17 protein-coding genes and 1 pseudogene are annotated in these 26,458 nt (G+C 74.0%); 17 read left to right on the top strand and 1 reads right to left on the bottom strand.

Annotated features, from left to right (window positions below):
- Positions 1 to 78: 78 nt before the first annotated feature.
- The 4 genes from ACFJIX_RS16820 to ACFJIX_RS16805 all read left to right on the top strand — a co-directional run bounded on the left by ACFJIX_RS16820 (position 79) and on the right by ACFJIX_RS16805 (position 5,689).
- Positions 79 to 2,175: a baseplate J/gp47 family protein gene (locus ACFJIX_RS16820; RefSeq protein WP_377152925.1), complete on the top strand. Its 2,097-nt coding sequence runs from the start codon at positions 79 to 81 to the stop codon at positions 2,173 to 2,175.
- Positions 2,175 to 4,952 carry a phage tail protein gene (locus ACFJIX_RS16815; protein WP_377152923.1) on the top strand — a complete coding sequence of 926 codons (2,778 nt, stop codon included), beginning with the start codon at positions 2,175 to 2,177 and terminating at the stop codon, positions 4,950 to 4,952. Before ACFJIX_RS16820 ends, ACFJIX_RS16815 begins: the two co-directional genes overlap by 1 nt.
- Before the next feature lie 169 nt (positions 4,953 to 5,121).
- Entirely contained in the window at positions 5,122 to 5,286 is a 165-nt protein-coding gene (locus ACFJIX_RS16810; protein WP_377152921.1) for a hypothetical protein, read from the top strand.
- Positions 5,287 to 5,299: 13 nt separating this feature from the next.
- Positions 5,300 to 5,689: a hypothetical protein gene (locus ACFJIX_RS16805; RefSeq protein WP_377152919.1), complete on the top strand. Its 390-nt coding sequence runs from the start codon at positions 5,300 to 5,302 to the stop codon at positions 5,687 to 5,689.
- Positions 5,690 to 5,801: 112 nt separating this feature from the next.
- Here the strand turns inward: ACFJIX_RS16805 and ACFJIX_RS16800 are convergent, their stop codons facing one another.
- Entirely contained in the window at positions 5,802 to 6,230 is a 429-nt protein-coding gene (locus tag ACFJIX_RS16800; protein WP_377152917.1) for a hypothetical protein, read from the bottom strand.
- 497 nt (positions 6,231 to 6,727) lie between these two features.
- Between ACFJIX_RS16800 and ACFJIX_RS16795 the strand changes: the two genes are divergently transcribed.
- From ACFJIX_RS16795 to rpoZ, 13 genes and pseudogenes are all read left to right on the top strand, one after another.
- Positions 6,728 to 8,878 (top strand): hypothetical protein, encoded by a 2,151-nt coding sequence (locus ACFJIX_RS16795; protein ID WP_377152915.1) that lies wholly within the window; start codon positions 6,728 to 6,730, stop codon positions 8,876 to 8,878.
- Between the two features lie 24 nt (positions 8,879 to 8,902).
- Positions 8,903 to 14,044 (top strand): hypothetical protein, encoded by a 5,142-nt coding sequence (locus tag ACFJIX_RS16790; protein ID WP_377152913.1) that lies wholly within the window; start codon positions 8,903 to 8,905, stop codon positions 14,042 to 14,044.
- 4 nt (positions 14,045 to 14,048) lie between these two features.
- Positions 14,049 to 15,392 carry a hypothetical protein gene (locus tag ACFJIX_RS16785; protein ID WP_377152911.1) on the top strand — a complete coding sequence of 448 codons (1,344 nt, stop codon included), beginning with the start codon at positions 14,049 to 14,051 and terminating at the stop codon, positions 15,390 to 15,392.
- On the top strand, positions 15,361 to 15,651 hold the full coding sequence (locus ACFJIX_RS16780; RefSeq protein ID WP_377152909.1) for a hypothetical protein: 291 nt from the start codon (positions 15,361 to 15,363) through the stop codon (positions 15,649 to 15,651). The genes ACFJIX_RS16785 and ACFJIX_RS16780 overlap by 32 nt, the downstream gene beginning before the upstream one ends.
- On the top strand, positions 15,648 to 17,705 hold the full coding sequence (locus tag ACFJIX_RS16775) for an ATP-binding protein (RefSeq protein ID WP_377152907.1): 2,058 nt from the start codon (positions 15,648 to 15,650) through the stop codon (positions 17,703 to 17,705). The genes ACFJIX_RS16780 and ACFJIX_RS16775 overlap by 4 nt, the downstream gene beginning before the upstream one ends.
- A pseudogene (locus ACFJIX_RS16770) lies at positions 17,702 to 18,427 on the top strand (DUF4157 domain-containing protein); the annotation flags it as partial. The gene ACFJIX_RS16775 and the pseudogene ACFJIX_RS16770, both read left to right, overlap by 4 nt.
- A gap of 241 nt (positions 18,428 to 18,668) precedes the next feature.
- On the top strand, positions 18,669 to 20,852 hold the full coding sequence (locus ACFJIX_RS16765; RefSeq protein ID WP_377152905.1) for a hypothetical protein: 2,184 nt from the start codon (positions 18,669 to 18,671) through the stop codon (positions 20,850 to 20,852).
- The gene (locus ACFJIX_RS16760) at positions 20,849 to 23,002 is read left to right on the top strand and encodes a hypothetical protein (RefSeq protein ID WP_377152903.1); all 2,154 of its coding nucleotides are present in this window, start codon (positions 20,849 to 20,851) and stop codon (positions 23,000 to 23,002) included. Before ACFJIX_RS16765 ends, ACFJIX_RS16760 begins: the two co-directional genes overlap by 4 nt.
- Positions 22,954 to 23,211 carry a hypothetical protein gene (locus ACFJIX_RS16755; RefSeq protein WP_377152901.1) on the top strand — a complete coding sequence of 86 codons (258 nt, stop codon included), beginning with the start codon at positions 22,954 to 22,956 and terminating at the stop codon, positions 23,209 to 23,211. Before ACFJIX_RS16760 ends, ACFJIX_RS16755 begins: the two co-directional genes overlap by 49 nt.
- Before the next feature lie 115 nt (positions 23,212 to 23,326).
- Positions 23,327 to 24,958 (top strand): DUF4157 domain-containing protein, encoded by a 1,632-nt coding sequence (locus ACFJIX_RS16750; RefSeq protein ID WP_377152899.1) that lies wholly within the window; start codon positions 23,327 to 23,329, stop codon positions 24,956 to 24,958.
- 1 nt (position 24,959) lies between these two features.
- Positions 24,960 to 25,577, top strand: a complete 618-nt coding sequence (locus ACFJIX_RS16745) for a HEAT repeat domain-containing protein (protein ID WP_377152897.1) — start codon at positions 24,960 to 24,962, stop codon at positions 25,575 to 25,577.
- Positions 25,578 to 25,596: 19 nt separating this feature from the next.
- A complete protein-coding gene (gmk, locus tag ACFJIX_RS16740; protein WP_377152895.1) occupies positions 25,597 to 26,232 on the top strand; it encodes a guanylate kinase in 636 nt (211 codons plus the stop codon).
- A gap of 21 nt (positions 26,233 to 26,253) precedes the next feature.
- Positions 26,254 to 26,457: a DNA-directed RNA polymerase subunit omega gene (gene rpoZ, locus ACFJIX_RS16735; RefSeq protein WP_058936171.1), complete on the top strand. Its 204-nt coding sequence runs from the start codon at positions 26,254 to 26,256 to the stop codon at positions 26,455 to 26,457.
- Position 26,458: the final 1 nt, after the last annotated feature.

Raw genomic sequence — 26,458 nt, 5'->3', positions numbered from 1 at the left:
TCCCCGAGCGCCAGCGGCTGGTCTTCCTCAAGCTGCTGGGCCTGGGCCTGAAGCCCGCGTTGCCGGCGCGCCGGCATCGTGAGCCTGGCCTTCGCGAAGGACACCGAACGCGGCGCCCACACGCTGGCGCCGGGCGGCACGCTGAAGGCGCCGATGCCCTTCGAGACGCTGTCCGAGACGACCGTCCTGCCCATCACCGGCGAGGCCTACATCAAGCGCCGCCTCAGCAGCACGGAGACCGCGCGGCGCAGCGACGTGCTGCAGGGCCTGGCCCGCATCCACCGGCTCAGCGGGACGCTGAAGGCCTACGAGACGACGCCCGTGTTCGCGCAGGGCCGCGCGGTGCCGGACGGCATCGACGTCTTCGCGCAGAGCGCCGACCGCGCGCTGTGGATCGCGCTGCTCGCGCCCAAGGCGCCGCAGGCCGACCAGCAGGAAGCCGTGAACGAGGCGGTGAAGTCCGCGCTCGGCGGCGGCGATGCGGCGCTGCCGCCCTTGCTGTCGATGGGCGTCGTTCCTGCGCTCAAGCCCCCGGCGCTGTTCGAGGATGTCACCGCACCCACGCCGGTCCCGGTGCTGTGGGAGATCACGACGCGAGGCCGCACGGACTTCGACACCGATTACCTGACGCTGCCGGTGCAGCCCGGCACCGACACCAGCAACGGCTTGTCGCGCGCCGGCACGCTGCGGCTGCAGATGCCCGACGAGCGCCAGATCTGGGCGCCGAAGAACGACGTCGGCTTGAATCCGCAGGCCGGCGTCGGCGACGCGCCGCCGCGGCTCGACGATCCGGAGCGCGCCGATCGGCTGGTCGCCTGGCTGCGACTGCGTCCGCAGCCGGGCCCCGCTTCGAATGCCTTGGCGGCATCGAGTTCCGCGGCCTTCTCGGCGTCCGGAGCGCCGGCGACGGGCGCCGCCGCGCTGGCGTCGGCCACGGCACAGCATCTGCCGCTCGCCTGGATCGGCGTGAATGCCATCGAGATCGACCAGCGCGCCACGGTCACCGGCCGCGTGCTGGGCGTGTCGACCGGCGCGGCGGATCAGCAGTTCCCGTTGCCGATGAGCGCCGTCGACCCGACCACGCTGCAGATCGAAGTCGAGGCGCCCGGTCGTGGCTATCAGCCATGGACACGCGTCGACGACCTGGGCGCGCTCAGCGCCGATCCCGACGTCGCGCGCGACGCGACGGCCTACGAGCTCGACGCCGAGGCCGGCACGCTGCGCCTGGGCGACGGGATGCGCGGCAAGGTGCCGGAGTCCGGCATGCGCGTGCGGCTGGCGCTGGGTCGCTTCGGCGGCGGACGCGCGGGCAACCTGCCGCCCGAATCGCTGGCCGAGCTGAACGCGCGCCGCATCGACGGCCAGCCGGCGCCGCCGATCAAGGTGCTGCAGCCGCTCGCGCTGAGCGGTGGCGAGGACGCGGAGACGCTGGCCGTCGCCGAGCGACGCATCCCCGCGCGCCTGCGGCACCGCGACCGCGCGGTCACCGAGGAGGACTACCGCCGCCTCGCGCTGGAAGCGCCCGCGGTCGACATCGGCCGTGTCGAGGTGCTGCCGCGCTTCAAGCCGCGCGACCGGCGCTTCCACGTGCCGGGCGTCGTCAGCGTGCTCGCGCTGCCGGCCGCGCCGCTCGCGCCTGCACCGAACCCGCGGCCCGATCGTCCCTTCATCGAACGCCTGCATGCCTACCTCTCGGTGCGCACGCCGCTGGCCACCGAGCTCTACGTGATCGGGTGCGACTACGTGGCCGTCGGCGTGTCCGTCGCGGTCGCGATCCGCGACGGGTATGCGCGGGACCAGGTCCTGCTGGAAGTGCGCGAGTCGCTGCGCCGCCTGCTGTGGCCGCTGGCGCCGGGCGGACTCGACGGCCAGGGCTGGCCGCTTGGCCGCGCGGTGCGCAGCCGCGAGCTGGAAGTCGAGGTCTCGCGCGTGCCGGGCGTCGACGAGTTGCGCGGCCTGCGCCTGTTCCGGCAGGCGGGCACCGAGTGGCAACCGCTGCCCGCCATCGCCGCCGACGGCGCGCAGATCCTCGCGCTGCAGCCGTGGCAGCTGCCCGAGCTGCTGTCGGTGGTCGCGATCGAAGGCAGCGCCGCGCCGAACGACCTGCGCGCGTTGCCCAACCCCTTCGCCGAGGCCGACGCCGTCGCGGTGCCGGTCGTGCCGGAGCTGTGCTGATGGACGCCAACGGCCTGCGCTTCTGGCTGCTCGGCGATGCCGCGCATTTCCCCGCCGTGGAACACGCGGTGTGGGATGGCGGCTGCCGGCGGTTGCGACTCGCGTCCGAACGCACGCTGGCGCCGGCGATGTCCCCCGCCGATGCCTTCGCCGCCGCGCAATCGGCGCTGGAGCGCGTGCCGCGCGCGATCGACGCGCTGGAGTGCGTCGCCCGCTGGGACGCGGCGACGACCAGCGTGCTCGTCAAGAGCGTGCTGCCCGATGAGGCCACGCTGCTGGTGCTGGACGACACGCCCACCGACCTCTGCGCCGCGCCGGACGGCGTGCTCTACCTCGCCTTGCCGAACGCCGCGACGCCGGCGGTTCGCATGCATGACCTGCGCGGTCGTTGGAACGACGTGAACGTGTCGCTCGCCGGCTTCGTGCCCTGGCGGCTCGCGCCCGCGGCGGACGGCGGCGTGTGGGCGCTGGAGCGCTCGACCGGTCGCATCGCCCGACTCACCGGCCGGCCAATGCGCACGGAGACGCCGCAGCCCGACGACTACGACCCGCGCGTGTTCAGGCCTGACCCCGAGAACGCCTGCGCGCCGCGGCTCGCGCTGATCGGCTCGACACCGCTCGACGTCGCCGAGACGCCCGTCGCCATCGCCGGAGGTCCGGATGGCGCGCTCGTATTGCTGAGCTGGACCGGCGGCATCGGCACCGCGCGCGTCCGCCGCTGGTGGACCGACGAGCGCCGATTCGCCCCGCCGCAGACGCTGCTGGGCGCGACCTATGCGTATGCGGTCGCGTGGCTCGCGCCGGACCGCATTGCCGTGCGCGTGCCCGGTCGTCGCGACGCGCCGGCCTTCGATCTGGGCGCCGCGAAGACTGAGCTGATGCCGCTGGGCGACGTCTACCCGCTGGCCACCGACGCCGTCGAGGGCCCCTTCGCCAACGGCGCGGCGCAGCCGCCGCACTATCCGGCCGGCGCGGCCAGCGCGGAGCCGCTGCATGCGCTGTCGCTGCGGCAGCTCGCGCGGCGCGGCGAGGCGCGCCACTACGCCGACAGCCCCTCGGGCCTCGTCGCCCGCATGATCGACAGCGGCGACGGCGGCACGGTCTGGCACCGTCTTTTCGCCGAAGCCGCCCTGCCCGCCCACACCGGCTTCGTCGCCTGGCTCGCCGCCACCGAGGATCCCGTGCCGCCGGCCGACGACGACCGGCTCGCCTGGCATCCGCACGGCTTCGGCGCGGACATCCCCCAGCTCGACGACGCGATGCGCGCGCCGCAGGTGCCGATCGCGGTGTGGGAACCCACGCCCAGCGAGCTGCCGCACCACCCCGGCCTGCTCGGCGGCGAGCGCGAGGCCGGCGTGCGCGGCCTGTTCTCGGTGCTGGTGCAGAACGCGCGCCAACGGGTGCGCACGCTGTCCGGCCGCTACCTGTGGCTGCGGCTGGTGCTGCACGGCGACACGCGCGCCACGCCGGAGATCGCCGCGCTGCGCGTGTGGGGCAGCCGCTTCTCCTACGCCGACCGCTACCTGCCGCGGCTCTACCGCGAATCGCTGTTCGGCGCCGCCGCGCAGGCGCCGGGCGAGCGCGTCGGCCAGATCGACACGAGCTTCGCCGCGGCCCTCGATGCCGGCGGCGCGCCCGACGACGCGTTGCGCGCCCGGCTGCGGCTGGAGCAGGTGACGCTCGGCGACCGCGCGGCGGTCGAGGTCGAGCAAGCCGGCGACGCCTGGCTGTTGAACGACGCCAGCCGCGCCTGGCGGCTCCGGCTCGAGCCCGATGCCATCGCGGTCTACCGCCCGCGCGCCACGCCGGCCGACTTCAACGCGCGGATGCTGGCCAGCTTCGAGGGCGTGCTCACGCGCCTCGAGGACCAGGTCGCCGCCGCCCACCTGCTCACCGATCCGAACGTCGTCGCCGATGCGCAGCTCGACTGGCTGGGCAGCTGGATCGGCGTCGCCTTCGATCCCGCGCTGCCGGCCGCGCGCCGGCGCGACTGGCTGCGCGCGGCGCCCGACCTCGCGCGCTGGCACGGCACGCGTCTGGGCCTGCGGCTGGCGCTCGATATCGCCACCGACGGCGCGGTGCGCGGCGGCGAGGTGCTCGTCATCGAGGACTTCCGGCTGCGGCGCATCCTCGCCACGCTGCTCGGCGTGGACCTGAGCGACGAACACGATCCGCTGCTGCCCGGACTGCAGGTCAGCGGCAACTCGGTCGTCGGCGACACGCTGGTCATCGGCGACCGCGAGCGCGTCGAACTCATCGCACTCTTCAACGCCGACGCCGACGTCACCAGCGCCACCGCCGCCGTGGAGAACCAGGCCGCGATCGACTTCGACGCCCGCCTCGCCTTCCGCGCGACGGTGCTGGTGCACCAGTCGGTGGCGCCGCAAGACCTGGCACTGATCCGGCGCATCGCGCAGCTCGAGGCGCCGGCGCATGTGGAGATGCGCGTCGTGTCCGCGACCTGGCCGCTGATGGTGGGCATCGCCGCGCTGGTCGGCGTGGACACCTACCTCGGTCCGCCGCGCCTGCCGCGGCCGGTGCAGGTCGAGCGCAGCGGCCTGGGGCTGGGCGACTACCTGATCGGCGCCGCCGTGCTCGATCCGCGGCTGTCCGGCGCGCCGCCGGTCAGCGCGCCGCCGCCGGAGGCCGACGCGGGCCTCGACGCCGTGGCCGCACCCGGCGCCAGTTTCATGCTCGACGCCCGCGGTTCGCGCGCGGCCTCGGGCCGACAGATCACCGAGTACCGCTGGCGCCTGTTGCCGCCGACGGATGTTTGACCCCGCAGGAGAGTGGCCATGGCCGAATTCATTCCCGGCACCGACATCAGCACCGACGTCCCGACCATCGAGGTCACCGTCAACCCCGACAAGCCGCTGGCGATCGGCCGGCAGACCTTCCGGCTCGTCGTCGTCGACGACGCCGGCAATGCGTCCAAGCCCCGACGAGGTGACCATCATCGTCGCCGACCAGGACGCGCCGACCGCGGTGATCCGCGGGCCGCGCATCGCGTCCTTCGGCAAGAGCTTCGAGCTGGACGGCTCCGCGTCCTTCGACGTCGGCGGCGGCAAGGTCGTCAAGTACGTCTGGACCTACCTGGGCCCGGTGACCTGAGCGGAGCGGCGCGATGGCGAAGTTCCCGCTCGGCAAGCCCGTGACGACGGAGACCGCGACGGTCGAGGTCGACGCGGGCCTGGCCGTCGGCGCGCACCGCTTCCGCCTGTCCGTCGTCAACGCGGCCGGGCTGCCCAGCCGCGCGGCCGACGAGGTCGTGGTGCAGGTGACGCAGTCGCGCGTGGTGTTGCCGCCAATCGCGCCGCCAATCGGGCCGCCAATCGGGCCGCCGATCTCGCCGCCGGTTCGGCCGGCAGGGCCCGTGCCGCCGCTTGAACCGATGCGGCCCACCCTGCCCGCCCAGCCCGCGCAACCGGTGAAGCCCGCCCCGCCGCTGAATCCGGCTGAGCCGGTGAAGCCCAAGCGACCTCCGTCCCCACGCACGTCGAGGAGACCCTCATGAGCATCCAGGCGACCAACGCCGATCCGCTGGTGGCACAGCCGCGCGCGGACCGTCTCGCCTACGCCACCGGCATGCTGCTGGACGCGCAGGACTTCAGCGACGAGCAGACCTATCACCGCGGCCGCCTGGCGCGCGCGCTGGCCTTCGTGGCCGGACCGGGCACGCTGGCGGGCCTGGAGGTGCGGCATCTGCCGGCGTCGCCCACGCAGGTCGAGGAGATCAGCGTCCAGCCCGGCGTGGCGGTGGACCGGCTCGGCCGCCTGGTCGAGCTGCCGCGCGACGCCTGCCTGCGCCTGCCGCGCTGGTACGACGCGCAGCGCCTGGCCGTGATCGGCGACGGCACGCCCGCCGGCAACGTGCCCGGCGGCGCGCTGACGCAGGCGGCGTACACGGACCTCGCGCGCTTTGCCTCGCCGCGCATGATCGCGTCGGGCGTCGCGCTGCCGGCGCTGGCGGTCGTCGCCGACGTGTTCCTGCGCTTCGCGGCCTGCGCGCGCGGGCTGACGCCGAGCTTCGCGCAGGGTCCGTTCGATGCGCTCAACGCGGTGTCGATCTCGCGGCTGCGCGATGCCTACGAGCTGTTGATGATCCCGCGCATCGGGCTCGACGATGCCTACAGCGGTCTGCCGCTGCCGCCGGCCGATCCGGTCGCGGGCGATCCGGACGCGGCCCCCGAGGCGCGTCGCGATGCGCTGCAGGACGCCGTGCTGCACGGCTGGGCCGGCAGCGGTCACGCGGGCGGCGACGGCGGGCTGGAGCCTTCCCCCGAGCAGCCGCGCCACCTGGACCCGAGCGCGGTGTTCCTCGCCCGCGTCTTCATCCCCGTCGACAACGCGACGCCGCCCGCGCGCCTCGCGGCGGCGCCGCTGGTGGACAACTCGGGGACGGCGCTTCCTGCCGCCCTCCGCGCTCTTCGCGCAATGGGCGGGGCTGTAGCAACGCCTGACCCTAGCAGCCACCAGCCGCCCCGCATCCGACTCCGCCGCAACGAGCCACCGACCGCAGCACGAGCCGCACCGAGCCTTTCAGGAGACCGACATGGCGATCAACCTCACCCTCGGCGCCGCCCGCGAGCGCATCGATCCCGTCGAGGCACCGACGCTGCGCAACCGCGGCGTGCTGGTCGAGGACCCGCGGCGCCAACGCCCGCGCTACTTCGACGGGCGCTTCCTGGCGGCGCGCGACCTGATCCGCGACCAGCAGTATTTCTTGACGCGCGAGGCCGACCTCGGTCGCGCCGCCGGCAGCGGCGTCGCGCACGGGCTGTCGGTGTCCGAAGGCGCGACGCCCCAGACCGTCCGCATCGCCGCCGGCGAGGGCCTGACCGGCGCCGGCGAGCTGGTGCTGCTGCCGCGCGAATTGACGATCGACCTGGCCGACATCCCGCAGACGGAGCAGCTGTCGGCCCGCTTCGGCCTGTCGTGCCTGCCGGTGGCGCCGCTGCGCAGCCGCACCGGGCTGTTCGTGCTGGGCCTGCGGCCGGTCGAGTTCACCGCCAATCCGATCGGTGCCTATCCGACGACGCTCACCGGCGCGCGCACCGTCGAGGACGGCGACGTGATCGAGGCCACGGCCATCGTGCTGATCCCCTGGCAGGACGACGGCGCGTCCGATGCGCTCGACGCGCGCCGCGGCACGGCGGCGCGGACCATCTTCACGCAGCCGGGCGCGCCCGGCTGGTCGGCCAACGTGCTGCCGGTCGCGATGCTCGCGCTGCAGTCCAACTCGCTGGTCTGGATCGACGAGGCCATGGTGCGGCGCGAGCTCGGCGCCGACCGCGGCGACCTGCCCGGCCTGGGCTTCGCGCCGCGCGGGCTGCGGCTCGCGCATCTGATGCAGCACCAGAACCATCTCGCCGATGTCGTCGCGCAGTTCCACGGCCGCAGCTTCCCGGCGGCCACGCAGTTCCCCGCGCTGCCGCCGGCCGGCCCGCTGCCGGCGGGCATCATCGACACGGCCGACTTCACGCAGCGCTACTTCCCGTCGGAAGTCGACGTCGACTTCTCCATCATTCCCGAGGACGAACTGCCCGCGCTGGTCGAGGAGGCGCTCGCGCTGCCGCCGATCGACTTCCTCGCGCCGCAGGCGGCGCTGGACCTGACGGCGGTGCTGGTGCTCGCGCCAGTGCCGCGCGCCGACTTCGCCGCCGTGCGCGCGAAGCTCACGACCGTGTCGCGGCCCCTCAAGGCGGCCGCGCCCAACCTCGTCGCGCAACGCAAGCCGCTGGAGATCCTGACCCGCCTGCGCATTCCGCTGCCGCTGCGTCCGGTCGATGTCTCCAACCCGTCCGATGCCGAATGGGCGCGGCTTGCGAAGCTCGACTCGCTGTGGTTCGTGCGGCGGCGCAACCTCGCCTACCGCGACGATCTGGTCGGCAAGCCGATCGCGGTCGCGGGCGGCTCGGACGTCGTCGTCGAACGCGCGATCACCGCGCGCATCGCGGAACTCGGCCTGACGCCCGCGCTCGACAAGGTGCTGGCCGCGTCGAGCGCACGGGCCGCGTCGAGCGTGATGTCGCTGCTGGCCTCGCCGCGCATCGCCGCCTCGCCTGCGCTCACCGCGGCGGCGCTCGGCGCGTTGAACGCGAAGCCCGCCGGGGAACGCGAGGCGGGCCGCGACGCCGGGCTGGACCATGCGCGCGTGCTGCAGGTCGGTGCGGAGCTCTCCGACGGCGCCGTCGGGAACGGCCTCGAGAAGCTCGAACGCCATGCCGGCGACGCCGTCACCCGCACCGCGCTGGTCAGCCTGGCGAGCAACGACAACTGGCGCAAGCTCGACACCGCCGCCAGCAGCGCCGAGGGCACGAAGCTCGATCAGCTGAGCGCGCGTCTCACGCGCGTTCCAGGCGCGCCGGCAACGCCAGCGCCGGCGCCCACGCCTGGACCGGAGCCGGTCGTGGTCGATCCCGCCTCGAAGGCCGGCCCTGCAGCGAGGGCACCGGCGACGTCGACGGGAAGGCCAGCAGCGAAGCCGTCTGCCACCGCGTCGACAGCATCCACGCCAGCTTCCGCTGCTTCGACCGCCACAAAGCCGTCGGCGGCGAAGACCACCGCTGCGAAGGCCACCGCCGCAAAGGCGACCGCTGCAAAGACGGCGACGGCCTCGGCGGCAGCAGCAGCGAAGAAGACACCCGCCAAGAAGGTCGCGGCGAAGAAGACCGCCGCGACCAGGCGCCCGCCGCAATCTTGATCCCAGGCTCCGAGGAGACCCATCGTGAGCACCACTCCCATCCGCGATCCGCTGGCCGGTGAGCGCGTCGTCGGGCTGTCGCCCGGCAGTGCGATCGAGGCCGCCGGCGACTGGCGCCGACGTCCCCACGTCTTCCCCGGTCGCGCCCTCACCGCGGGCGCGCTGACGCAATGGCAGGCCTGGCAGGCCGGCCACCTGGCCACGCGCGGTCAGGACTGGACCGCCGGCATCGTCAGCGGGCTCGAGGTCCAGGCCGGTCCGGTGATCCCCCCGCCACCACCACCGGCGCCCGCGCCCGTGCCGCCGGCGCCGACCGGCTTCAACGCGGTGGAACTGCAGATCACCCGCGGCCTCGGCCTGGCCTGCAGCGGCGAGGATCTGGTGCTGAACCAGCCGCTGCGCTGCGTGCTGGCCGATGTGCCGGTGGTCGCGCCGCCAGGCTTCTTCGTCGACGGCAGCGGCGTCGAGCCGGGCACGGAAGGCGCGCCCTCGACGCTGCGCGCGCGCAAGATCGGCGCCGCGCTGGGCGCGCTGGAAGCCGCCTCGCTGGCGACCTTGCCGCCGATCGGCGTGCTGGTGCTACAACCGGTGACGGCGGACCGCTCCAGCGCCGACCCGATGGATCCCTGCGAGCGCAGCGCCTGCGACGAAGGCACCTACGGCGATGCCGCCGCCTTCGAGGACTGGCGGCTGGGCGACGGCGCGCGGCTGCTCTGGTACGTGTGGCCCGGCGAATGGCGCGGACTGCCCGCCGTGCCGGCCGTGCAGCTGCGCAACGCGCTCGCGTGGACAGTCTTCCAGGCCGAGGACGCCTTGCCCGAGGGCCAGGTCTTGCCCTGGGAGGAGTTCGGACTCCCGATCGCCCTCGTCGCGCTCGACAGCGTGACGCGCGAGCCGCTGTGGCTGGATCGCGCGAGCGTCGTGCGGCGCGGCGGCAATGGCCGGGATTCGCGCCTCGCGTACACGGACGGCGCGCTGATCGCCGGCGCCCGCAAGCCGGCGCTCTGGCAGGCGCGCATCGAGCAGCTGGCCGAGCAGGTCGCCGCCGCCGGCGAGCCCGCGCCGCTGCCCGAGATGCTCAACGACGCCTTCGGCCGCTTCCTGCCGCCGGTGGGCCTGCTGCCGCGCAACGCCTTCGATCCGGCGACGCTCAAGAGCGGCTTCTTCCCCGTCGGCTTCGACCTCGACGCCGTGCCGGTGCCGGTGGAGCAGCTCGACCTGGCCGTGCGCGCGAGCGCGTCGCTGGCGCCGCTCTCGATCGCGGCGCCCGAGGCGGTGCGGCTGCTCGTGCCGGTGCCGCTGGGCTCATGGGAGCCGCGCCTGCTGCACAAGGAGATCGTCGATCCGTTGTTCCAGCAGACGCTCGACGAGAACCTGCTGCGCCGCGCCCGCACGCTGGGCCTGCGCCAGGGGCTGCGCAACAAGGCGGCGATGCTGTCGCATGCGCTCGACGGCAAGTCGCCGGTCGTGCCGCCGTTCAAGAGCGATCCCGACGCGGTGGAGAACGAATCGCTGAGCCCCTGGGGCGAGCCTCCGCCCGGTGGCGGCCATCGCAGCGATCTGCGCGCCGGCCTGCACCAGCATTTCTTCGACGGCGCCACTCCGCCCTTCGCGGTCCAGACTGGCGAATCGCTGTTCTGCTGGGTCTGCCTGGATCCCGACCATCCGCCGCGCACGCTGATGCTGCAGTGGCACACCGAGGGCAACTGGGAACACCGCGCCTACTGGGGCGAAGACCTGATCGGCTGGGGCTCACCGGTCGGATCGGCCGCGCACTTCCGCGCCGGCGACCTGCCGACACCCGGCCAGTGGGTGATGCTCACCGTGCCCGCGTCCGCGCTGGGCCTGGCGGCGAAGAACCTGGACGGCATGGCCTTCGCGCTCTTCGACGGCCGCGCGGCCTACGGCCTGACCGGCGCGCGCACGCCGCAGGTGTGGCGCAAGTGGTTCTGCAACTTCCTGCCGCCGGGCGCCCGCGTCCAGGGCGAAGAACCCTGGGACCTGCTCACCGCCAACGACCTGTGGACGCCGTTCGAGCCGCACGACGGCGTCGTGCCCAGCCTGCCGCAGCTGCAGTCGCAGGACGGCGGCGACATCTTCAATCCCGGCGCGGGATCGGCGTCCGCGCTCGCGGTACCGACCAGCGGTTTCAACCTCGCCTATCCGCCGGCGTCGGGCTGGCGCGGCCACACGCTGATGAACAAGGACGGCTCGCCGATCACGGTCATCGAGAAGGGCGCCGCCGACACGGTCACGACCTGGCTCTACCTGGACGAGCTGAATCCGCCGCGCTCGCTGTGGATCGGCGTCTACGGTCGCGGCCTGCGGGCGGACAACACGCCGACCTCCAGCATCCAGATCAAGTTCGCCTACTGGGGCGAGAACCGCTTCGCCGAGCTGCGCAAGGCGCTGCCCGGCCTCGAGACGCTGCAGGCGATGACGGTGCGCGGCGGCGCCCTGCCGCGCTCGGGCAGCTGGGTGGAACTGCCGCTGGCAATCCCCGACAGCAACGTCGTCGGCGAAGGCGGCGCGCGGATGTCGGTGTTCGGCATCGTCGTCATGGCCTTCGACGGCACACTGGCTTTCAGCGACCTGCGGCGCAGGCCGGCCGCGGCCGGCGCGGCACCGGAGCTGATGTGGCCCAAGCAGGTCAGCGACGATCCGCGGCCGACCACCGTGCCGCTCTACAACCCCCTGCTCAACGCGCCGCTGCAGCCGCAGCACAACCTCGGCGTGCTGACGCCGACGCCGTCCTCGCGCATCGGCACCGTGCGCGTGTACACCGAGCTGGTCGCCGATCCGCTGATCCAGCGGCTGTCCGGCCACGAGCAGTCGCAGCTGCTGCTGCGCGGGCTGGAAGGCTTCGCCGACTACCTGCGCCGGCGCATCGACCGCGCGGACGACATCACCGACTTCGGCTTCGCGCACATGCAGGTCGACATGCACCGCATCCGCCAGCTGACGATGAGCGCCAGCGACGCGGGCCGGCTGGCCGTCTCGCCGACGCTGGCGGCGCTGGCCACCAGCGAAAGCGCGCTGGTCGTGCAGCAGCAGATCCAGGAGTACATCGGCAAGGTCAAGGCCACGGCGACCGCGCCGGCGCCCGCCGGCGTGCCCAAGGGCACGGCGGGCATCGCGGCGGCGGCGGGCTTCAGCGCCACCGCCGCGGCGACGGCGGCCGCGATCAACGCGGCCGCCAACGATCGCGTGGCCACGATGGCGCAGTCGAGCGCCGGGCTCAATGCCGGCCTCAATGCCAACGCCAACTTCAATGCGCAGGCCAACGCTCAGCTCAATGCCCAGGCCAACGCGCCACTGAAGTCGCAGGCCAACGCCCAGCTCAACGCCCGCATCGATGCGCGCGCGCAGGTCGAGGCCGTGCTGATCAAGCCGCCCAAGGCGCCGCCACCGATCATCTATGCCAATCCGGTGGTGGGGCTGTCGGAGATCCGCACCACGGCGATCGCCGAGCGGCTGAAGAACCCGCCGTCGCCCGAGGCGCGCAACTACGCGCTGGCCAACCGGCAGCGCACGGTGATGTCGCTGCTCGGGCTGCTGGAGTCCTTCGCGGCCGAGGACAGCGGCGAGCTGCCCGCGCTGTTCCAGGACTTCCAGATCCCGGGGCTGGCGAACGATCCCTTCCTGGCCAACACGAACGCGCAGCAGCGGCCGCTGACGGACTTCCGCAACAACCCGACGCTGCAGGCCGCGCTGGCCAAGCCGCCGACGGGATCGGACGCCGCGCTGGACGAGGCCACGCTGTTCACGCAGGCGGTGAGCCTGTCCGACATCACCATCGCGGTCCTGCGCCAGCTGGAGGCGCGGCTGACGGTGTACCGCGATGCGCTCAACCGCTGCGACAGCGCGCTGGAGTCGCTGCGCGGCGAGATCGACACGATGACCGCGCGGCTGTCCCAGGTCGGCGACGCGCTGGCCGAAGCGCGGCACGATGTCAGCGTCGCTCGCGCCCTGCTCGCCGAGGAGACGGAGCGTGTCGCGGGGATCAACACGCGCCGCGCCAAGGTGCTGGCGGAGGAGGTGAAGTTCATCGCCTTCATCCGGCCGCGCGAGGCCGACAACCTGCTGTCCGCGCCGACACGCGCGGTCGATCCGGGGCTGGTCGATCCGGCCGTCCCGGCCTGCCTGCGCGAGCATCCCGACGCGCCCGACGAGCTGCTGGACATGCTGCGCGTGGTGCGCGAGGCGCCGGCCAGCTGGTTCGTGCGCGCGCCGCCGCTGCTGCATCGGCTGGACAAGGTCGATCATCTGGTGCGGCTGGTCGGCAGCGCGCAGGCCCGCGCGGTGGCCGGGCTCGCGGCGCCGATGCTGGCGGTGCAGACGATCGCGGCCAGCACCAAGGTCGCGGCCGGCATCGTGCAGGTCGCCACGCGCCAGGCCGAGGCGCTGGGGCCGCGCATCGCGACGCTGCGCACGCTCGACCTCGGCCTGCTGAAGGTCGCCACCTGGCAAGGCGTGCGGCAGCAGGCCGAACAGGTCGTGAGCTTCGGTGACCTCGCCGAAGGCGGCCACGGCCGCGCCGACGTGGCACGCGAGGCCGCGGCGGAACTGGACCGCATCCGCGCCGTCACCGCCTGCCTGCATGCGGAGTTCAGCGGCGTGCTGCCGGTGATCCGGCTGCAATGGGCGGAGATGCTGTCGGAGTTCGACGCCGCGCCCAACCTGCGCAACCTCGCCAGCCTGCCGCGCTGGGGCGAGATCGCCTACCTCGACCGGCGGCGGATGCAGTCCTATGTGGACTGGCTGTTCGCGCAGATCGAGCCCGGCCAGCCGCAGGCGGTGGCGCTGGTCAACGACGTGGTGCGCATGGCGCTGCTGCTGGCCAGCCACGCGCCGGTGGACCGCATCGTGCAAGGCCGGATGGCGCGGCCCACGCCGGGCGTGATCCCGGGCACGCGCATCCCGCTGACGGTGCTGGACACGACCAAGCTGCGCGTGGGCATGCAGGCGCTGATGTACCGCGGCGACACGCTGGTGGCGCGCGCGACGGTCGAGGACCTCGGGCAGCAGGAAGTCGCGGCGCGCGTGATCCACACGGTGTCCGCCAAGGTCGACCTGGGCGACGACGTGCGGGTGCACTTCGACACGACGGCGATGGTCAGCCTGTCGGCGGGCGCGGCGAAACGGACGCTGTTCAAGGCGAGGTGATCGCATGGCCGCGCCTGAACGCATCGTCCGTCACCTGCGGCTGCGTGCGCCCGGCGAGGCGGCGGTGCGCCGGATGATGCCGACGCTGGAGGATGCGTTGCGCTGCGCCAGTCTTGGCGACGACGGCGGCCGGCTGATCGTCGTGAGGAAGCTGGCGCTGGGGCCCGTGACGGCGCGCGCGACGTCGCAGGCGCTGTCGCGATTGATCGAGGAGAAGACGGCCGCCGTCGCTCGACAGTGGGTGACGCCGGGCGATGCCACGGGGCACGCCACGACGGACATCGACGACAGCGCCGCGAACCGCGCGGGCTGCGTCGTCTTCGCCGGTGTGCTGGAAGCGCGGACGCAGCTGGCGTCGCGGTTGCTGCGGGGTCGGCGTGCCGACGCGTGGTACTGGCCGCTGGCGGTGCCGGAGTTCGATGGGCAGCTGCCGGTGCGGCACAACCTCGCGCGGATCGCGCTCGCGATCGCTCGCACGCCCGAGGGCCGCGTGGCCCTGCCCCAGTGGGCGGCGGCGCTCGTGCGGGGTGTCGGTGCCGCGCGCGTCGCCGCGTGCTTCGACGAGGCAGCGGGCCACCGCCTGCTGCACCTGGCCGGCCTGGCGCGGGTGTCAGGCCTTGCGTCCGCCGGCGCGTCGTTCCGCTCCGCACGGAGGGCGTCGAACGAAACCCCGAACGAGGCGTTGAACGAGGCCGCAGGTGCGATGGGATCGCGCGCGAATCCCTCGTCCTGGTCGACGACGTCCGCGACTCGTTCCCCCACGACGGGTGCAGACGACGAGGCGCTCGTGCCGCACTGGCTGCACCGGCTTCTGGAGGCCGCCGGCGCCACTGCCGCGACCACCGGCGGTCGCGACGGAGCGTCCCGGACGTCCAGTTCCGATCTCCCGCCCAGCGCGACAAGCGGGGGCTCGCTCTGGAATCAGCGCCTCCCGGCACTCGGCCACCGCAATGACGACGCCATGTCTCCGAACGGTGCCGTCGATCGTGCCGATCCGGCGCTGCCGTCGGAGACTCCCCGCGCGTCGCCATCGATGTCGAGCGATGCGCATGGCCAGACACGGTCCCGTTCGCACGCGCTTGCCGAGGACGACGCCGACGGCCCGGGCAGTACGCGCGTCACCATCGACCCGCTGCGATCGGGCGCCTGGCCCTGGATGCAGCCGACGAGCTGCGGCGGGCTGCTGTTCCTGCTCCCCGTGCTGGCGCACCTCGGCGTGCCGCGACGCGCGCCGGACGACGAGTCGGCTTGCCGCCTCGTTGCGGGAGGTGCTCCGCCTGGCACTGCGACGCTCGCATGCGCCACGCGACGATCCGATGTGGCAGCTCGCGGCGGCGCCCTGCAATGACCCGACGATGGAGGCCGACGCTGCAGCGGCCTTGGCCGACGCGCGCCGCTGGCTGCAAGGCGCCGGGCGGATCGGACTGGTACGACTCGTCCGGCGCCGCGGACACGTGTGCGCCACGGCCACGCATGTGGACCTGCATTTCCCGCTCGGCGACTGCGAGCTTCGATTGCGCCGGCTCGGGCTCGACATCGATCCCGGCTGGCTGCCATGGTTCGGGCGCGTGGTGGCATTCCACTTCGGCGCGGAGCGCCCGGCATGAACGCGCCGCTGCGTCCCGATCTGCGTCCGCCGACGGCCGACGCCGCGTCGCTGTCCGCTGCGACCGCCGATGCCGCGAACGCCGCCGCTGCCGCTGCCGCTACCGCGACGCTCGCCGACCTCGCCTTCGCGCTGCTGGCGCCAGCGCAGGAGCACAGCCCGACGGCGGCGAGCGGCGCAAGCGCCGAGGCCGCCTGGCTGACCGAGTGCGCCGCGCGTGTCGACCTCGGCGCGCTGGACGTCGCCGCCTGGCTGTCGCGCTGGCGCGCCGCGCCCCCGCCAGCCGACCGCCGGCTGGTCGCGCTGTCCGCCACGCTGCAGCTGACACTCGCCGAGGAGGTGGCCGTCGCCATCGCCCGCGCGGCCGAGACCGACGCGATGGCCGCGCGCGTCCTCGCCTGGCTGCAGGCGCCCGTCGGCGGCGCCCGGCCGACGGTCGGCTTGGCCGCGCAGGTGGCCGCAGCGCTCGGCGAGGCCTCGCCCTTCCCCGCACTGGCCACCGGCGCGGCGCGGCGCAGCGGCCTGCTGCACATCGACGACGATCACCGCGCCCTGCCCGAGGCCACGCTCACCGTGCCGCAGCCGATCGTGTTCGCGCTGTCCGATCCGCCGGCCTTGCAATGGCCGGGCCTGCGCATCGGCCGCGTGGACGACACGCCGCTGCCGCCCAGCCTGCAGGACGCCGCCCGCTCGCGGGCGCAGGCGCTGGGCCGCGGCGCGAGCGCGGTGCTCGTCGTGCGCAGCGGCCATCCGAAGGAGGCGCAGGCCGCCGCCGCCGAGGTCGCCCGCCAGTTGCGCGCCCGCGCCGTGTTCATCGAGGGCGACGTCCCCGAAGGCCTCGGCCCATGGCTCTGGCTCGCCGCGGCGGTCCCGGTCGTGAGCCTCGAACTCGCCCCCGGCGAACGCCGCCGCGTGGCCGCGATCCCCGGCTGGCACGGGCCGCTGCTCGTCGCCGCCGGCCCGGACGGCAGCATCGAGTTCAACGGCGACACCGCCCCCGGCTGGTCCGTCCCGATTCCGCCGGCGGAAGAACGCAGCGCGCTCTGGCTCGACGCGCTGGGCGATGCCGGCTTCGCCCAGGCGCTGGGGCACCGGCACTGCCACGCGGCGGGCCGCATCGCGGAACTCGGCCGCGCGGCGCGCTTCGAGGCGCAAGCCGCCGGCGCCGAGACCGTCACCCCCGCCCACGTCGTGCAGGCCGCGCGAGGCGGCAGCGCCGGCGACCTCGGCGCCCTGGCCGAACTGCTCGCCGACCCCGTGCCGGACGAGGCGCTGGTCCTGCCCGCGCCGCTGCGCGCCGAGCTCGACGCCTTCGCCGACCGATGCCTGGCGCGCGACACCGCCGCCCGGGGCCTCGGTCCGGCGATGCGCGCGCGCTTCCGCACCGGGGTGCGGGGGCTGTTCGTCGGGCCGTCGGGCACCGGCAAGTCGCTGGCCGTCGGCTGGCTCGCGACGCGGCTGGGCCTGCCGCTGTACCGCGTCGACCTGGCCTCGGTGACCAGCAAGTACATCGGCGAGACCGAGAAGAACCTCGCCCAGCTGTTCGCCCGCGCCGAACACGCCGAGGTGGTGCTGATGTTCGACGAGGCCGATTCGCTCTTCGGCAAACGCACCGACGTGAAGGATTCCAACGACCGCTTCGCCAACGCGCAGACCAACTACCTGCTCTCGCGGATCGAGTCCTATGCGGGCATCGCCGTGCTCACCAGCAACAGCCGCGCGCGTTTCGATTCGGCCTTCACGCGGCGGCTGGACGTGATCGTCGAGTTCCCGCCGCCCGGGCCCAAGGAGCGCCGCGCGCTGTGGCTGGCGCATCTCGGCGACGGGCACCGGCTGGACGGCGGCACGGTGAACCAGCTGGCGGCCGGGTGCGAGCTGGCCGGCGGCCATGTCCGCAACGTGGTGCTGGCCGCCGCGGCGCGCACGCACGGCGGGCCGGTCGGCGCGGCGGATCTGCTGCCGGCGCTGGTCGCGGAGTACGGCAAGCTCGGCAAGCCGCTGCCCGCCGCGCTGCGGGTGCTCGCGTCCGACGGAGCCGCGCCGGAGGGGCCATGAACACGGCGGCGCCTCAGGCCAGGACCCAGGCTGTCGCGCCGACGTCGGCCGGTCATCGCGGCGCCTCGCACTGCGATTGCGCGGCGGGCGAGTCGGCGGCCGCCGGACTGCCGCGCTTCCTCGCCCGCCACGGCGCGTCCGGTCCGGGCTGCGGCGTCCAGCCCAAGCTCACGATCGGACGGCAGGACGATCCCTTCGAGCGCGAGGCCGATGCCGTCGCCGACGCGGTGATGCGCAACGAAGCGGTGAACGTGCCCGGACTGCCCGCTGCGTCCGGGGCTGCTGGCGCATCAAGCGCATCAAGCGCATCGGGTGCATCGAGTGCATCGAGTGCATCAGGTGCATCGGGTGCATCGGGCGCGCCCGGCGCATTCACCGTCTCAGGCGAGACGCCCGTCGTCCAGAGGCTCTGCGCGGAATGCGCCGCCGAAGCAGAGACGCCGCTCGACGACGCGCTCGTGCAACGCAGCGGCACGGGCAGCAGCTCCGGCAGCGGGGCCGACACGGCGGACGAAGCGCCCGGCGCCGCGGCATTGCCGCAGGCGCCCGACGCCGGCAGCCCGCTGCAGGCGGGCGTGCGCACGCGGCTGGAGTCCTCGCTCGGCGCGGATCTCGGCGACGTGCGCGTGCACGCCGGCCCCGCCGCCGACGGCATGGCGAAGGCGCTGAACGCAAAGGCCTTCACCCACGGCGAGCACATCTGGCTCGGTCCGCAGCAGCGCGCGGACGACCTGCCGCTGATGGCGCACGAGGTCGCGCACGTGATGCAGCAGGGCAGCGGCCGCGCCCGTCCGGAGGCGGTGCAGCGCGCGCCCGCCGACTACCGCCACCCGGAGGACGGCGGCGGCGTGCTGTCGCGGATGCAGGGGAAAGATCAGCGCGGCCAGCGAGGGCCACGAGGACGAGCAGCCGACCGGGGACGCGGCGGCGCGGGCGCACACGGCGCGCAGCGCGGCCGGCGGCGTGGACCGCGGCGAACTGGCGCAGGAACGCGGCAAGCTGGAGCCTCAGGCCAAGCCGTCGGTGGACCGGCCGGCGCAGGAGGCGCCGAAGGTCGAGGAGGCCGCCGCCCAGACGGAGCAGGCCGCGGACGCCCCCGCCGATCCGCTGGTGGAGGCGGACGGACCGCCCGCGGCCGGCGGGAAAGGCGGCGGCAAGGGCGCGGCGGGCGGTCTCGCGGACGGCGGTGCGGGACAGGCGCAGGCCGCCTTCGGGACCGCGGCGGGGACCGCGATGCCGGCGCCCGAGATGCCGGTGACCGTGCCCGCCGCGGTCAGCGCGCCCACCGATGCGGGCGGTGGGCCGTTGCCCGCCGATCCCGCCGCCGACGAGCAGGTCGCCGGCCTCGCGGCACAGGCGCAGAGCCTGCGCGAGCAGAGCGGCCGCATCCGTTCCTTCGCCACCGAGGAACGGCGCAACGCCACCACCCTGCGCGGCAATCTGGCGCTGGTGCGCGGCGGCGTCATGCAGGCCGAGATGGGCGTCTCGAAGTCGCGCGAGCACCTGGCCTTCCGGCAGGAGCTGCTCGGTCAGGCGCGGCAGGGACTGGGCGTGTCGCAGGAGAAGGCCGCGACGGTCGCGGCCGAGGCGCCGAACTTCGAGTCCAAGGCGGACGAAGGCAAGGCCGAATCCGGACCGATGGCCAGCGAGGCCTCCGGCCTGGCGGCCGAGAACGCCGCCAACACGCCCGACGACGCCGAGGCCGCGGCCAACGCGCGCGAACAGGGCGGCGCGATGAACCAGGCCGGCAGCGACATCGGCACGACTGACGACGCCGTCACGCAGACGCGCACCAAGGCCGGCACGCTGGGTCAGGACGCCGCGCAGGCGCAGCAGCAGAACGCGGTCACGCAGAGCCGGCTGGAGGGCATGGACCAGACGCTGGCGGCCACCAGCGACAAGCTCGGCACGATGGGCGAGCAGACGGGCGCGGCGCGCGGCGAGATGGAGTCGCTGGCGAGCGCGCCCGACGAGCACACCGGCCAGGCCGCCGCGATCGACGACCGCGGCGCGGCGCTGGCGGAGACCTCGAACGAGCTCGAATCGCGCCTGCAGACGGTGCAGGGCGACTACGCCGCCAACATGGCGGCGGTCCCGGCGCCGGAACCGTGGACCCGCGAGAAGGTCGTCGAACTCTATGGCGAGGAAGCCCTTGGCGAAGAGGTCTCGGAAGAAGAGGCCTCGGGCGACGAGCCCGAAGCGGCAGAGGTCGAGCCGCCGATGGAGACCGAATCGATCGACGCCGCGCCGCTCGATGGCGGCGATCAGCTGGTGCAGCGCACACCCGCGGACAGCGGAGATGTCGAGACGCCGCCACCTCCGCCTTCACCGCCTCCACAGGCGCCAGCCGGCGACGGTGGTGCAGCGGACAGTGCCGCAGGCGGCGCTGCCGGTGATGCAGGAGCAGCGCCGGAGGCCGACGCGAGCGCCGGACCGGACGCGCCGTCGCCGCAAGGCGATGCCGGCGCTGGAGCTGATGCGGGCGACGCCGGCGATGCCGGCGCGATGGCGGCCGAGGGGAGCAGCGACGGTGGCGCCGATGCGTCCGGCGGCGCCGCGGACGGGGGTCCCATCGCCGCGGCGGCACCGGCCGCGCCCGCGGCGCCGGAACGCGAGCGCGTCGATGCGGCCGGCGCGGTGTCGGGCGCCCTGCCCAGTTGGCTGACCGGCGTGGAGCCGCCCAACGAGGAGGCGCGCCAGCAGGCGCAGCAGGCCGCCGCCGAGCGCCGCGCCGCGCAGATCGCGGACATCGAGAGCCAGACCGAGGGCGGCTTCGCCGCCATGAGCGCGACCGACCGCATGGGCTGGGCGCTGCGGCAGACCGGCCGCAACCTGTTCGGCTCGGTGGGCAACATCCAGTGGCCCGGTTTCGGCCACCTCGCGCTGGGCCTGATCGACCCGCGCGGGCCGATGATGGGCGTGGTCAGCGGGCTGGGGATGATGCTGTCCGGCGGGGCCAACCTGCTCAGCGCGGAGCAGTGGCGGCGCGATCCGCTGGGCAACCTGCTGAAGTCGGCGGCCGACATCGCCACCGGCCTGACGATCGTGCTGGGCTCGATCACCGCGCTGGCGGGCGTGATCATCGCGATCATGACGGCGATCACCATCCTGTCCTTCGGGACGGCGGCGCCGGTGACCGCCCGGTGATCGCGTTCTGCACCACGGTGCTCACGACGGTCGGCGGCTGGACCATCGCCGTGGGCAAGGTGGCGCTGGTGCTGCAGGCGCTGGTGTTCATCAAGAACCTCATCGACGCGGCCTGCGCGCAGACCGCGGCGGAGCTGCAGTCCGAGGCCGACCAGATGACGGAGAACGTCAGCGACGCCGGCAACGTGCTGATGCAGATGGGCATGGCCAAGGCGGGGCAGCTCGGCGGCCGGGCGGCGGCGTCGGAGATCCGCGCGGCGGGCGGCGGCGTGCGCTACGCCGCGCAGATGGGCGCGCGGGCCGGCGTCGGCGGACGGGCGGCGCTCGGCGCGGCGGGACGCGGCCTGCGCGCGCTGCCGGCCGCGGCGGCCCGCGGCGTGCGCGCCTTGCCGGGTGCCTTGGCGCGCGGCGCGCGCGCGGCACCGGGCGCGATCGGGCGTGGGGCGCTGGCGACGGGGCGTGCCATCGGTCGCGGCGCCGTCGCGACCGGCCGGGCGATCGGCCGCGGCACCGTGGCCGCGGGGCGCGGCATCGCGCGCGGCACCGTGGCGGCGGGACGCGCGGTCGGGCGTGGCCTCGGCGCGGCCGGCCGCGGCGTGCGCGCGCTGCCCGGCGCCGTGGCGCGAGGCGCACGGGCCCTGCCCGGCGCGGTGGCGCGCGGTGCGCGGGCCCTGCCGGGCGCCGTGGCGCGCGGCGTGCGCGGTCTGCCGGGCAGCGTCGGGCGCGGTGTGCGCGGCGCGTGGTCCGGCACGCGCGAGTACTTCGGCAGCCGCTTCTCGCGCAGCTTCATCGTCGGCGACGACATCGCCAACCTCGGCATGGCCCGCAACGCGTCGGCCGAGGCCCGCGCCGCGGTGTGGGCCGAGGCGCGCGCACCCGGTGGCGCGCTGGCGGGCGAGGCGCGCGTGGCCGGCGCCGCGGACGACGTCCATGCGCCGGGCGCCGTCGACGAGCCGGTGCCGGCCGCCGCGGACGACGCGGTTCCCTCGGCCGCGGACGACGCTGTTCCCGCCGCCTCCGACGAGGCCATGCCCTCCGCGTCCGAGAGCCGCGCGCGCGTCGAGGACACGCCGCCCGCGACCGGCGCGGAGCGGGACGCATCGGTGTCGCGCAGCTCGCGGATGGAGAGCGACCAGATCACGCCGCGCGAGGCGGCCAACGAAGTGGCCTTCGTGGACGAGCATCCCAATCTCGTCGAAGGCCAGCCGCCGAACCAGCGTGCCACGCTGGGCGAGCACGAGATCGTCGAGCTGCCGGGCGGCGGCTGCGTGCGGCGCTCGAATGGCGCCTTGCCGATCCCGTGCCCGGACTGCTTCACCCCGGCGGAGCAGGGCGTGCGGGATGCCTTCGCCGCCCGCGTGTCCGCGGAAGGCAAGACGATGGACGAGGTGCTCGACGAATTCGGATTCCACACGCCGGAACAGCGTCAGGCGCTGTTCAAGGGCGCGGCCAATGAGCGCGACGTGGTCGCCCGCCTGCGCGCCGGTCCGGAACTGCCCGGCGGCGGCGCGGCGGACGACGTGCTCTCCATGCACCGCGAAGCGACCGCCTCGCCCGAGATCGCCGGGCGCGAGGAAATGGGGGCCTCGCGGCTGCGCCGGGACGATCCAGGCTGGAGCGCCCGCGCGAGCGCGGTCGAAGGCAGCGGCTCCTATGGCCGGACGGCGGAGTACATGGGCAACGAGTTCCTCGCCGACAACTTCGACGGGGTCTCGCGCCAGGTGCGCATCCGCCCCCTGCTGGACAACGGGCAACCGGCGGACTTCTTCTTCATCGCCGACAACCTCGGCAGCAGCCGGCTCGACGGTCGCCTGATCGCGTTTGACTCCAAGCTCAGCGCAAGCGCACCATTCACCGAGAACCAGCTCGCGGGCTATCCGCTGCTGGCGCGCAACGGCGGGATCGTGGAAGCCCGCGGCGCCGCCATCCCGCACGGCACGACACTGCCACCCACGAGCACCTATCGCCTGCAACCGCGCTTCAACATCCGGCCCCGCCCCGGTGTGCCGACGTCAACCTCGGCGCCGTCGAGCCGACGTCGGAGTTCTTCCGCCTTTCGCAGGCCTTCTGACCTGCCCCTGCCCACGGACCGAGGACCTTCATGCCTGAACACCCGCCCCGCCGTCGCGTCGACCTGTTCCGCCTGCTGACGCCGGTGGCGCGCTGGGTGCTCGCGATCGCCGTGATCGTGGCGATCGCGCTCGCCGGCTGGTGGACCGGGCGCGACCGGCCGGTGCCGGCGTGGATCTCGCAAGGGCTGGTGCCGTGGCTCGGCTGGGCCTACCTCGCGCTGGTCGCGGTGGCGCTCGTGTCGTGGTGGCGGCGCCGGCGCGCGAGCTCGCAACAGGAGGAGCCATGACCTACAAGACCCATGCCGCCGGCGCCGCCGCGCGCCGCGGCGGCGAACCGGCCGGCGGCCGCCGATCCCCGAAGGCCGGCACGCCGCGCTTCCTGCAGCAGGCCGCCGTCCGCCCGTGCCGGGCGGCACCGTCGCCCTGGGCCGGCCGCGCGACAGCTTCGAGCGCGAGGCCGATCGCATGGCCGATCGCGTGCGCGAGTCCGCTTCTCCTGCGGCTTCTTCTGCCGCTGCTTCTGCTGCTTCTTCTGCGGCTTCTTCTGCGGCTTCTTCTGCGGCTTCTTCCGCTGCAGCTCCCGCCGAGGCCCCTCGCGGCACCTCCGCGCCCGCCCTGTCCGCCCTGCCCTCGGACGGCCGGCCGCTGGACACGGCCACGCGCGCCGCGATGGAGCCCCACTTCGGCATGGACCTGGGCCACGTGCGCCTGCACAGCGGCAGCCAGGCCGCCTCGCTGAACCGCGACCTCGGCTCGCGCGCCTTCACGCTGGGCGGCGACATCTACTTCGGTGCCGGCCACGGCCCGCAGGACCGCGACCTGATGGCGCACGAGCTGACGCACACCGTGCAGCAGGGCGGCGGCGCGACCGGCGCGGGCGTCACCGGAGGCATCAGCGCGCGCGGCGGTCCGCCGCTGATCCAGCGCGACCTGATGCAGAGCATGCCCGTGCCGCTGGGCGGCTTCGAGATCGGCATGGCGACCCAGCAAGGCGTCACCAACACCCCGCCCACGCCCAGCGGCATGAGCGGCACCATCCGCTTCATCCCGGACGTGGACGCGCCGAACGCCAACGTCATCTCCCTGGTCCAGGTCGTCCGCGACACCGATGCCGGCGCCGACGTCGCCATCGCCACGATGGGGGCGCTGCAGGCGCCGCGCGGCGCGCTCGGCGATCCCGGGCTGCGCACGCAGGAGGACACGACACGCGGCGTCGAAGGCGGCTTCTTCATCGACGCGCTCCACCAGCCCTTCGGCGGCGGCGCGGCCGCGGCCCCGGGCAGCGCGCTGTCGCCGAACTATCCGTTCGGACCGGGCGGCGGCGCGCAGCAGACCGGCTTCAAGCGTTCGAGCGATCCGGCGGACATCCGCTCGGCGCAGATGTTCGATGCGCCGGGCACGACCGGTCCCAACAACCGGGATTTCTCCTTCGAGACCGTGGCCCGCAGCGAGGACACCGGCGTCGTCTACGGCTCGCTGAACTGGGGCTTCCAGGTCCGCGCCGGCGTCGTCCAGAACGAACGGGCGGTCGCCGTCGGGGGGACGTCCGCGACCTTCGACGAAGCGCTCGAGCGCCACCGCGATTTCTACGTGCACGAGCCGGTGACCTTCTACTTCGACTTCGACAGCGACGTGCTCACGCCCGCCGAGGCCGGCAAGATCGACGCGTTCCTCGCGTACATGACCCGCAACCCCACGGTGCACGTGTCGCTGGAGGGTTTCGCGGACCAGGTCGGCGGGGCCAGCCAGTACAACGTGGACCTGTCCGGGCGACGCGCGGCGTCGGTCGAGGCCGGCCTGCTCGCGCGCGGCATCGATGCGGCGCGCATCGACGGCATCGTCATCACCCACGGCGCCTCCACCGCGGCCACCGCCGATGCCGGCACCGGCGACCAGGGCGGCAATCCGGCCGTCGGCGCCGACCAGTCGCGCGACGCCAACCGGCAGATGAACCGGCGGGTGCTGCTCACCTTCACCGACACCGCACCGCCGGGCGCCGCCCCGGTGCCCGTGCCGGCCCCTGCGGGACCCTGACATGACCCAGCCCTCGAACCGCACACCGCCGCACGACCTGGTGACCCAGCTGGACGCGGCTGATCCGAACGCGCGGGCACTGGCGCTCGCTGCGCTGGTGGGTCAAGGGGCGGCGGCCACGGCGGCGCTCGTGGCCGCGTTGCCCCAGGCCTGCGCAACGACGCGTGCGCAGATCGCCCAGGCGCTGGCCGAGATCGCCGATCCCGGATCCGCCGATGCGCTGGCGGGACTGCTCGCCGATGCGGACCCGCTCGTGCGGGGACGGGGCGCGCAAGGCCTGGCCCGCCTGAACGATCCGCGCGCCACGGAGGCGCTGGCGCGCACGATCAACGACCTGCCGGACGAGCTGCACGGTCCGTACACGGTCGCGGTGTTCATGCTGGTCCAGAGAGGCGAAGCCGCCTTGCCGGCGGTGACGCCGCTGCTGGACTCGCCCGACGCGCTCACGCGGACAAGGGCGGCGCTGGTCGTGCGCGACGTGCTGCTGCAGGCGCGCGGCAAGCCCGCGTGGCAGGTCTTGACGGCCCGGCTGGGGGATCCGGACCCACAGGGCGCCGGAGCCGGCGACGTGGACGTGGCGCACCGCTGGCAGGCCTGGCTGGTCGCTGGAGGTCGCTGAAGCCCCCTAAAATCTAGGGATGGAATATCCGGGCAATCTCTTCGTCGTCGCCGCGCCGAGCGGCGCGGGCAAATCCAGTCTCGTGAAGGCGCTGCTGGAGCTGGACGCCAAGCTGAGCGTCTCCGTCTCCCACACCTCGCGCGATCCCCGCGGGCAGGAGCAGCATGGCCGCGAATACCTGTTCGTCACGGAGGAAGCGTTCCGCGGGATGATCGACCGCGGCGAGTTCTTCGAATGGGCGCATGTCCACGACAACCTGTACGGCACCTCGCGCGCGGCGATCGAGGCGCGGCTCGCGCATGGCGACGACGTCGTGCTGGAGATCGATTACCAGGGCGCGCTGCAGATCAAGCAGCTGTTCCCGCACGCGGTGCTGATCTTCATCCTGCCGCCGAGCTGGGAGGAACTGAAGCAGCGCCTGATCCGCCGCGGCGACACCGCGGACGAGGTGATCGCCAAGCGGATGAAGACCGCGCGCGAAGAGGTCGCGCAGGCGAAACACTTCGATTTCGTGGTCATCAATGCCGTGTTCGAGACGGCGATTTTCGACCTGAAGTCGATTGTCCAGGCGCAGCGGCTAAAATACGCGACCCAACGCCGTAACCGGTCGACCGTCTTCCGCGCGCTCGACCTCATCGACGACGTTACCGAATAACCCCGACTTTCAGGAACCAGCATGGCCCGCATCACTGTCGAAGACTGCCTGACCAAGATCCCGAACCGCTTCCAGCTGGTGCTTGCCGCGACCTACCGCGCCCGCATGCTGAGCCAAGGCCACGCGCCGAAGCTGGAGTCGAAGAACAAGCCCGGCGTGACCGCGCTGCGCGAAGTCGCCAACGGCGACGTCGGCGTGGAAATGCTGCGCCGCGTGCCGGTCTGAT

Source organism: Roseateles sp. UC29_93, from assembly GCF_042695725.1.
Taxonomy (GTDB): domain Bacteria; phylum Pseudomonadota; class Gammaproteobacteria; order Burkholderiales; family Burkholderiaceae_C; genus Roseateles; species Roseateles noduli_A.
Note: the sequence above shows the minus strand (reverse complement) of the source record. Positions and strands in the feature narration are given on the sequence as shown.